The organism is Aneurinibacillus sp. UBA3580 (genome assembly GCF_002375825.1).
GTDB lineage: Bacteria > Bacillota > Bacilli > Aneurinibacillales > Aneurinibacillaceae > Aneurinibacillus > Aneurinibacillus danicus.
Map to the genome: position 1 here is coordinate 23,962 of NZ_DFMZ01000035.1, position 10,087 is coordinate 34,048.

Consider the following 10,087-nt stretch of genomic DNA (forward strand, 5'->3'; position numbering starts at 1 on the left):
TTGTGAACTATCCAAAAAGGAGTGAATATATTGTCATCAATTTTTTTACCAGTAAGAATTGAATTTGGAATTGATAGTAGCACGCGGGTTGGTAGTGAATTTAGTTCACTAAAGTGCAAGAAGGTAATGGTTGTTTCTGACAAAGGAGTTATCGATTCCGGATTGCTAGAGGGAATCACAAAAAGTATTGCTGAAAACAATATAGAAATTGCGTTATATGACGGAGTTCTACCAGATCCTAATATAGAATGTGTAGAAAATGCAAAGAATTTTTATATTTCGGAGAAGTGTGATGGTATTTTAGCAGTGGGAGGCGGAAGTTCCATTGATACCGCCAAGGCAGCCGGGATGTTAGTTACAAATCAAGAACCAATTACGAACATGGCTGGAGTAGGTAATGTTAAAAATCAACTTCCACCGTTAATTACTATACCGACAACATGTGGTACGGGATCTGAAGTAACCAATGTAACGGTAGTCACAGATGAAAATCATTTTAAAATGCCTATTGTTTCATCATACTTAATTCCTAAAGTAGCCATTTTGGATCCGAGCTTACTTCTCAGTCTTCCGCCTAAGTTGGTTGCTTCCACCGGTATGGATGCTTTAACCCACGCCATTGAAGCTTTAACCAACAATATTCAAAATTGGTATGCGGATTCGTGTGCTTTGGAAGCTATTCGTCTCATAGGAAAATCTTTACGACCTGCAACAGCGAATGGAAACATTACAGATCTTAGCCAGATGTTATATGCTAGCACACTGGCAGGCGTCGCCTTTACCATATCCCGCCTGGGCTTGGTTCATGCCATGTCGCATCCTATCAGCGGTCTGGCTGGCGTTCCGCATGGTGTTGCTAATGCCGTTTTATTACCTTATGTTATGTCCTTTAATTCAATAGGTAATCCACAGGGGTATGCAATGGTTGCCGATGCATTAGGGGTCCAAAAACAGGAAAATGAGATAGCTGCCGCACGGGCTGGAGTAGAGGAAGTAATAAAATTAAATCATCAGCTTGGTATTCCAAAATCTTTCAAAGAACTGGGAGTTAATGAAGAGCTGATTCCCCAGATGATTGAGGATACATTCAAAAGCGGGAATGTCGCTATAAATCCAAGACGAGTAACGAAAAATGATGTCGAACAAATTTATAAAAAATCATTCTCCGGGGAGAGCCCGCTTGGATTTATGGAGTGAAAGGAAATCAGGAATAAATAAAGTTTTTAATAGCTATTTTTAGTGAAATACAATCCTTGGAAAGGAGTTGGTCTGATGGAAAAAACGCTAATTGAAGAAGCGTATAATCAAATTCTTGAAGGGATCAAAGCAACAGCGAATGGCGCCGGCAATCAATTTCCCCATTATGCTGATAGCAAAACAGGCGAATGGGTTTATAGCCCATATGGTGACTGGACAGGAGGCTATTGGAATGGTATGAATTGGCTGGCCGCTGCCGCAACAAAAGATGCTCTTTATCACAATTGGGCTCAAAAATGGACTGAACTATTGAAAAAACGAATTGAATCGAAAACGGTTTTCCGTGGGTATCTTTTTTATTACGGTGCGGCTCTTGGGAGCATTCTGGTCGGAGACCAAATGGCGAAGGATATAGCCATAAGTGCAGCTAGATCGATTGTTTCCCAGTATAACCCAAAGGCACGGCTTATCCCTCTCGGTGATGAGGCAGAAGAAGCAAGTAGTGTTGGCAATACGGAAACGAATATTGACGGTGTAAGTGCATCACCCTTGTTACTCTGGGCCTCTCGGGAAACAGGTGATAGTTCATTGGCGGAAATCGCTATAAATCATGCATTGCAGCACGTAGAGTTATGTGTGCGAAGTGACGGATCGGTTTGTCAATCCGCTACGTTTGATCAATCAGGCAACTTGCTTAAACGTTACACACATAAAGGGTATAGTGATGAAAGTACATGGGCACGCGCGCAGGCCTGGGCAATGATTCATTACACTGCAGCGTATCAATGGGCTTCCCGTGAAAAGAAGTTGTTGGATACTGCTATTTTAGTATCGGATTGGTGGGTTCATCATCTCCCGGATGACGGTGTAGCTTTTTGGGATTTCGATGATCCTGCAATACCGGATACGAATCGTGACACATCCGCTACAGCAATTGCTGCTTCTGCGTTGTTGAAGTTAAGTCATCTTGTAGAAGATGAGGATCGCAGCAAGACTTATCGCTCTATTGCGCTTAAGTCAGTTCATCAATTAATTTCGAATTATTTAACTCCAACGTCTGAGGAAGACAGAAGACGGCCAGGCATGTTATTAGGGGGATGTTTTAACAAAAAATTGGGTGTTGCGGTAGACAGTGAACTCATTTGGGGAGATTATTATTTGTTTGAATGTTTAAGTGGTTTGCTGGGGTATACGCGCCCCAACATGTTCTAACGTGTGCCCTTTCGGAAGAAGTTAAAAGGATGAAGTGGTAGGAGTTATATATAGATGACAGGAGGAAAAATAATGCGTTATTTAAATTATATTGATGGACAATGGAAAGAACCGGTTTCAGGAGAGTATAAAGTAAATTTCAGTCCGCATAATCAAGAGAATTTGGGAGAATTCCCATTAAGTACGGCAGAAGATGCACAGGAAGCGATTGCAGCGGCAAAGAAAGCATTTTCGTCCTGGAAGAGACTTTCATTTCAGCAGCGTGCCGCATACTTGCAAAAAGCGGCTGAGATTTTAAAAGCGAATCTGCAGGAAGTGGGCCGCGACCTTACGCTGGAAGAAGGAAAGACACTAGCAGAAGGTATCGGAGAAACACAGCGTGCGATTAGCATTCTTGAATATTACGCGGCGGAAGCACGTCAGCCTTTGGGGCAAGTCATTCCGTCTGTGAATGCAGAGACATTCTTGTATACAACGCGTGTACCGGTAGGTCCAATCGGATTGATCACTCCATGGAATTTCCCGATTGCGATTCCAATGTGGAAGATAGCTCCAGCACTCATTTATGGAAATACTGTGGTGATTAAACCGTCCGACATTACGCCAAAATGTGTATACCATATAATGAATGCTTTTGATAAAGCGGAGTTGCCGGCAGGTGTCCTCAACTGTGTATTCGGCAGAGGCTCTGTAGTCGGTGCGGAATTGGTTGAGAATCCAGGTATTAAAGCGATTTCGTTTACTGGCTCCAATCAAGTCGGACTCCAAATTCAAAACCAGGCAACGGCCAGGGGTAAAAAAGTTCAGTTAGAAATGGGCGGGAAAAATCCACTCATCGTTTTGTCTGATGCGGACGTGAATAAAGCGGTTGAAATAGCCGTTAGTGGCGCATTCAGATCTACTGGCCAGAAGTGTACTGCAACGAGCCGTGTCATTGTTGAAGAAGGTATTTACGAACTATTCCGCGACCGACTCGTCGAACGCACGAAAGAGTTGAAAGTGGGCAACCCTCTTGATCACGACACATATATGGGTCCGGCCGTATCCAAAGAACAGCGGGATGGTGTGCTGGCAATGATTGAAGCCGGAAAGGCAGAAGCGACGCTCCTGTACGGAGGTGAAATTCCGGCAGACGAGGATCTTGCAAAGGGTTTCTATGTACAACCCACTATTTTTGAGAATGTATCCCGTGATGCCCGCATTGCGCGCGAAGAAATTTTCGGACCTGTCATAGCACTCTTTAAGGCCAAGGATTACGAGGAAGCGATAGAGATTGCCAATGATACAGAATTTGGCTTAAGTGCGGCTATTTGTACGAACAACCTTACGCTAGCGGAGCGGTTCATTGCAGACATTGAAGCGGGTATTGTGCACGTAAATTCGGAAACAGCGGGCGCAGAGCCTCAGGTGCCGTTCGGCGGTTGCAAGAATTCCAGCACGGGCTCCCGTGAGCAGGGCAAAACTGCCATTGAATTTTATACCCAGGTAAAGACCGTCTACAAGGACCGGATGTAGTGCGATGTCTGAAGCAGACAACGGACTCTATTGAAAACGAGGGAATTTACCTTTAACTGAATAAACAGAAAACGTTTATTTTATGGGAGGGGGTATAGATTGTGAAAATTTTAGAGGGGATTACCATACTTGATTTGACGGGGCTTGTCCCCGGGCCATTTGCGAGTATGCTTCTTGCTGATTATGGAGCAGAAGTAATTAAGATTGAACGGCCTGGTATCGGAGAAACAGGACGAAAACTTGAACCGCTGGTTGACGGTTCCGGTCGATTGTTTGAGATGCTGAACCGTAATAAAAAAAGTATTACGCTTAACCTTAAATCTCCGGAGGGAAAGGAGATTTTCAAAAAGCTGGCTAAACAATCAGATGTTATTATCGAAGGGTTTCGGCCAGGAGTAATGGATCGTCTCGGTTTGGGATACAAAGACATTTCCGATATTAATGAGCGTATTATCTACTGCTCTTTGAGCGGTTTTGGTCAAACCGGCCCTCTAAAGGATTTGGCGGCCCATGATATTAATTATGCAAGCTATTCAGGTTTTTTGGGCATGAATGTAACTCCTGAGGGAACAATTAGTATGCCGGGTTCATTGCTAGGGGATATAGCGGGAGGTTATTTGCCCGCTACGATTTCCATCTTGTTGGCGATCATAGGCCGGGAACGCAAGGGTGTTGGACAATTTGTTGATGTCTCAATAGCCGATGGATTGATTTCCCTTTTATTGCCAGCATTAGCAGAATATCTTGATCAAGGGGAAAAGTTCAATCCTTCCAGCACCTGGTTCACAGGGGCATGGGCGAGCTATAACGTGTATCAAACAAGAGACGGAAAGTATGTATCCATCGGACCGTTGGAAGAGAAATTCTGGCATTCATTCTGCCAGTATATCGATCGTCCCGACTTTATCGATATTCAATTTGATCCTGAAAGACAAGAAGAAATGAAATCAGAGATTTCAAATTTCTTTAAACAGCGGGACAGAGATACGGCTATCCAGGAAATGATACAAATGGATATACCTGGCGCTCCTGTGCTGTCTATTGAAGATGTAGTTAATAGCGATTGGGTAAAGGAACGGAATTTATTGTTTGAGAGAACAGGGAAGGACGGCGGCCGGATTATTGAACTGGGTTCACCGTTTAAGTTAAGCAAAACCCCGGCGGAATATAATACGTTACCTCCTGAACTCGGGCAGCATAATGTAGAGATCTTATCAAGAATAGGCCTGACTTCTTCGGAAATAGCGGAATTACAGGAAAAAGGGGTAATCTGAAATTTCTACTGAAACATTGTCCGTGCGTGCTTTAGATAGCCAATCGGCTAATTGAAGACAATTAGCTAAAGATAACTTTTCCTTTAATTAAATACAAATAATTTTACATTTTAACCCATTTGTGGAGGGAGATTTGTTATGTTATTAGAATTAACCCAGGAGCAAAAAATGCTCCAAAGTGTAGTACGAGATTATGTAGAGGAAAAAATTTCGCCTGAGATTGATAAATACGTTCATAGCAGTAAATTTCCTACAGAGATGATCAAGGGATTGGCTGAAATTGGAGTTTTTGGGATTCCTTATCCGGAGGAATATGGTGGAATGGGAGAAGGGATGGTTTCTTTTGCTTTGGCACTTGAGGAGATATCACGGGTCGATGCTTCCGTTTCAGCTATTGTCATGGCAAATAGTTCACCAGCCACTTTAATCAACCTGTTTGGTACAGAAGAACAAAAGCAGAAATGGTTAACCCCAATGATTACGGGAGGGTTTATCGGATCAATTGGCTTAACCGAGGCAAACGGTGGCTCGGATGCAGCCGCTATGAATACAAAAGCAGAGAAAGTTGACGGGGGCTGGGTCATCAACGGCAGCAAGCTGTTTATTACAAATGCGGGAAATGAACTTAACGGAGTTGCTGTCATTGCTGCGGTAACTGGAAAAAGAGATGGCAAAACGCTAACAAGCAGTTTTATTGTTCCTCGAAATACGGCTGGCTATACAGTGGGACCAAAAATTGAAACGATTGGTTGGCAGGCAGCAGATAGCCGTGAACTTGTTTTTGAAGATGTATTTCTTCCGGATGATTGTCTGCTTGGAGAAGAGGGTTCAGGAGTAAGGCAATTGCTTACTTCCATCACGTATGGGCGAATTAGTATAGCGGCATGTGCTTTGGGTGTTGCTCAGGGAGCATATGAAGCAGCTCTGGAATATGCCAAAGCCAGAGAAGCTTTTGGTCAACCTATTTCCAAGTATCAAGGCATTTCCTTTAAGCTGGCCGATATGGCAACCCAAATTGATGCTGCAAGACTTATGGTATACAGAGCTGCAAAACTTGCGGATATGAAACAAGATTTCCGGAAAGAAAGCTCAATGGCAAAATTATTTGCTACAGAGACTGCCATGTCCGTTGTTCATAAGGCAATCCAAATTCATGGGGGAATAGGATTATCAAAAGAACACCGTATCTCCAAAATGCTAGGGGATGCCAAGCTGCTGGAAATTGTGGAAGGTACCTCAGAGATTCAAAGGATGTTTATTGCACGTCTTTTGGGTTGTTAAATTTTCAGAACCATATAATTAAATTTAATAAAATAATGTTGTGAAATAATTACAATATTATTAATTATTTGACCTGGCGAGGAAATATACGAAAATATTTAAATTTATCTTTTTAGGGAAACTTCAATTAGATAGGGGAAACTCGCTCAGCAGGAAATTAACGGTATACCCAGGTTTTTGGAAGAGCCGGGAGTTAATGAAGAGCTGTTTCCCCATATGATTGAAGAAAGTGAAAGGGGTGTAAGGATGAGTAAAATCTATTCGATGGAAGACGCTATCAAAAAATATGTAAATGATGGTGACATGATCTATCTCGGCGGCTGGCAGGGAAGCGTTCCATACGCTGCTGCGCATGAGATTATAAGGCAAAATAAACGCAATCTTAAACTGATTGCGGGGGCAAGCTGTGAAGTAGGAGATCACCTGGTGGCAGCAGGTTGTGTAAATGAAGCTTACATCAGCTGGATTGGAAACGATGCCACGAAAGGAAGCCATGCGATACGTAGAGCGTGGCAGGAAGGGATTCCTCAAAAGCTGGAGATTTATGATTTTAATAATATGGCCATTATATCCATGTTATTGGGTGGATATTATAACCTTCCCTTTGTTCCGCTTAAGGGCATGGTGGGATCTGATATGATTGAAAACAATTCTATCGTACGCTTTACAACCGATCCTTTTTCGAATGAGGACAATAAGCAAATTCCCGTAGTCCCGGGTATTCAACCGGATGTTGCAATTCTGCACGTGCAACGGTCCGATCTCCATGGAAATTCCCATCGATGGGGGGTTTTATCGTTCGATCATCTGGCTGGTATGGCTGCGAAAAAAGTAATTATTACCTGTGAAGAATTGGTTTCATCGGATCTGATCCGCAGCGATCCTAATAGAACAATGATTCCAGGTATCAAGGTGGCAGCAGTTGTCCATGAACCCTGGGGGGCTCATCCTGCACATATGCCGGGTTATTATGAAGCAGATTGGGATTACCGTTTGAACATTTCCGGGGAAGCATCCAGGAAGTTAGAAACCCATGAATCGTATCTGGAAGAATGGGTGTATGGAGTGAAAGATCGGAAGGCATATCTTGAGCATTATGTCAATCGATTCGGATATAGTCAGCTGGAGAAGTTGCGATTAAAAGATCCGATTCTTAGTCCCTCGGTTAATTATGGTTGGAGGTAATATCATGACAACAAAAACCAAGCAAGCATTTTCATTGAATGAACTAATGTGTGTAATTGCTTCACGGCAACTTCATAATAAAGAAATTGTTTTTGCCGGATACGGGTTACCATTAGTTGCAACCTATTTGGCTCAATGTACTCATGCTCCTGAACTTGTGTTTATAACAGAAACGGGAAATGTTAGATCAACGCCTCCGTTCTCATTGCCACGGGCTGTGGATGATCTCACTTTGAGTGCAAATTCTGATATGGCTACGGGACTGCCGGAAGTAACAGCCATGCTTGTTCGCGGGGAAATTAACGTAGGTTTTCTTGGAGGGGCACAGATTGACCGTTTTGGAAATCTCAACTCTACAGTTATTGGATCCTATAAAAACCCCAGGGTTCGATTGATGGGAAGTGGAGGAGCTAATGATATAGCAACATTTGCACAACGAACAATCATAATATTGGATCAGACCCGGCCCGGACGATTCGTTGAACGAGTCGATTATAATACCTCGCCGGGATACTTGACTGGCCCGGGGGAGAGAGAAAAAGCAGGATTTCCTGAGAATACGGGACCTTCATGTGTCGTTACTAATAAAGGAGTATATAAGTTTGACGATCATAGTAAAGAAATGTATCTGGCTTCGTATCATCCAGGTGTAACGATTGAGGAAATCAAGGAACTGGTTTCATGGGATTTGAAAATTGCTGAGGACGTACATGAAACCCCAATCCCTACCGAAGAGGAATTGGAATTATTGAGGGTCAAAATAGATCCGAATAGATTTTATATTTAATAACGATATAAGGGAGAATTTTTAGCATGAACATTCTTGTATGTTTAAAGCAAACGTTTGACACAGAAGAAAAGATCGTGCTTGAAAACGGTAAAATCAGCGAAGACGGCGTAGAGTTCATCATCAATCCGTACGATGAATACGCGGTCGAAGAAGCGATTAAGCTGCGCGATGAGCACGGCGGGGAAGTAACGGTGATTACGGTAGGTCCGGAACGCGCAGAGAGCGCTCTGCGCACCGCGCTTGCGATGGGCGCGGACAAGGCCGTTATCGTAGATAGCGAAGATATCGAGGCGGATGAATACAGCGTAGCGAAAATCCTGGCTGCCGTCATCAAAGACCGTGAGTATGATATCATCCTTGGCGGAAACATGGCGGTTGACAACGGTTCCGGCCAGGTCGGACCGCGCCTGGCGGAAGAGCTGAACATTGCTCAGGTAACGACCATTACAAAGCTGGATGTGGATGGCGGCAAGGCCACCATTGAGCGCGACGTCGAAGGGGACGTAGAAGTCATTGAAGTCTCCCTGCCGGTACTGGTTACGGCACAGCAGGGGCTGAACGAGCCGCGCTATCCTTCTCTGCCGGGCATCATGAAAGCGAAGAAAAAGCCGATGGAGCGTCTGACGATAGACGATTTGAATATCGACGGGGACATCGCCGCAAAAACCACGGTGGTTGAAACGTTCCTGCCGCCGAAAAAAGAAGCGGGCCGCATCCTGAGCGGCGATATTCAAGACCAGGTCAAAGAATTAGTACAACTTCTTCGCAACGAAGCGAAAGTCATTTAAGGGCTAAGGAGGACGAGTGAGATGAGCAAAAAAGTACTTGTAGTGGCAGAAGCGAGAGACGGAAGTTTGCGTAACGTATCGTTCGAGGCGCTGACGGCGGCACAGCGCATCGCGGAAGGCGGCGAGATCATTGCGGTTGCGTTCGGCAGCGATGCGGCGAACTATGTGGCGGATCTGGGGAAATACGGTGCAAGCAAAGTGTATGCGGTTGCGCACAAAGAGCTGGACACGTATACAACAGACGCCTATTTCCAGGCGCTGCGCCAGGTGATTGAGGATGTGCAGCCGGAAGCGATTCTGATGCCGCATACGGCGGTAGGCAAAGACCTTGCTCCGCGCGTGGCCGCCCGCCTTGGCCTTGGCCTCGTATCCGATGTGATCGATGTACAGGTAGAAGGCGGAGACGTCGTGTTTACGCGTCCGATTTATGCGGGGAAAGCTTTTGAGAAGAAAAAAGTGACGGACGGAACGGTATTCGCGACCGTGCGTCCGAACAATATTGCGGCGGAAGAAACAGGCGGCACCGCAGAACAGGTCGACTTCAATGTCGAAATCAAAGACCTGCGCACCATCGTAAAAGAGGTGGTACGCAAAACAGCAGGCGGCGTGGACCTGTCCGAAGCGAAAGTCGTCGTATCCGGCGGACGCGGCGTGAAATCCGCAGAAGGATTTAAGCCGCTGCAAGAGCTGGCTGAGGTGCTGGGCGGCGCGGTTGGCGCATCCCGTGGCGCGTGCGATGCCGAATACTGCGATTACTCGCTGCAAATCGGCCAGACCGGTAAAGTGGTAACACCTGACCTGTACATTGCGGCCGGCATTTCCGGCGCCATTCAGCATCTGGCCGG

Annotated in this window: 9 protein-coding genes; all 9 read left to right on the forward strand. The window is 44.9% G+C overall.

The features are described 5' to 3' along the window. Positions 1 to 30: 30 nt before the first annotated feature. On the forward strand, positions 31 to 1,197 hold the full coding sequence (locus B2899_RS05900; RefSeq protein ID WP_170230187.1) for an iron-containing alcohol dehydrogenase family protein: 1,167 nt from the start codon (positions 31 to 33) through the stop codon (positions 1,195 to 1,197). Positions 1,198 to 1,272: 75 nt separating this feature from the next. Continuing rightward, positions 1,273 to 2,409 (forward strand): glycoside hydrolase family 88 protein, encoded by a 1,137-nt coding sequence (locus B2899_RS05905; protein ID WP_146809317.1) that lies wholly within the window; start codon positions 1,273 to 1,275, stop codon positions 2,407 to 2,409. Between the two features lie 72 nt (positions 2,410 to 2,481). Beyond that, positions 2,482 to 3,924, forward strand: coding sequence for an aldehyde dehydrogenase family protein (locus B2899_RS05910; protein ID WP_146809316.1), 1,443 nt, complete (start codon positions 2,482 to 2,484; stop codon positions 3,922 to 3,924). 101 nt (positions 3,925 to 4,025) lie between these two features. Beyond that, on the forward strand, positions 4,026 to 5,198 hold the full coding sequence (locus B2899_RS05915; RefSeq protein WP_286884466.1) for a CaiB/BaiF CoA transferase family protein: 1,173 nt from the start codon (positions 4,026 to 4,028) through the stop codon (positions 5,196 to 5,198). A gap of 138 nt (positions 5,199 to 5,336) precedes the next feature. Beyond that, complete coding sequence (locus B2899_RS05920; protein ID WP_146809314.1) at positions 5,337 to 6,479, forward strand: acyl-CoA dehydrogenase family protein; 1,143 nt, start codon at positions 5,337 to 5,339, stop codon at positions 6,477 to 6,479. A gap of 246 nt (positions 6,480 to 6,725) precedes the next feature. Next, positions 6,726 to 7,664, forward strand: a complete 939-nt coding sequence (locus B2899_RS05925; protein WP_286884467.1) for a CoA transferase subunit A — start codon at positions 6,726 to 6,728, stop codon at positions 7,662 to 7,664. Between the two features lie 4 nt (positions 7,665 to 7,668). After that, positions 7,669 to 8,451: a CoA-transferase subunit beta gene (locus B2899_RS05930; protein ID WP_286884468.1), complete on the forward strand. Its 783-nt coding sequence runs from the start codon at positions 7,669 to 7,671 to the stop codon at positions 8,449 to 8,451. A gap of 26 nt (positions 8,452 to 8,477) precedes the next feature. Then, positions 8,478 to 9,242, forward strand: a complete 765-nt coding sequence (locus B2899_RS05935) for an electron transfer flavoprotein subunit beta/FixA family protein (RefSeq protein WP_286884469.1) — start codon at positions 8,478 to 8,480, stop codon at positions 9,240 to 9,242. 21 nt (positions 9,243 to 9,263) lie between these two features. Beyond that, positions 9,264 to 10,087, forward strand: an 824-nt coding sequence (locus B2899_RS05940) for an electron transfer flavoprotein subunit alpha/FixB family protein (RefSeq protein WP_286884471.1), incomplete at its 3' end; no start/stop codon positions are given.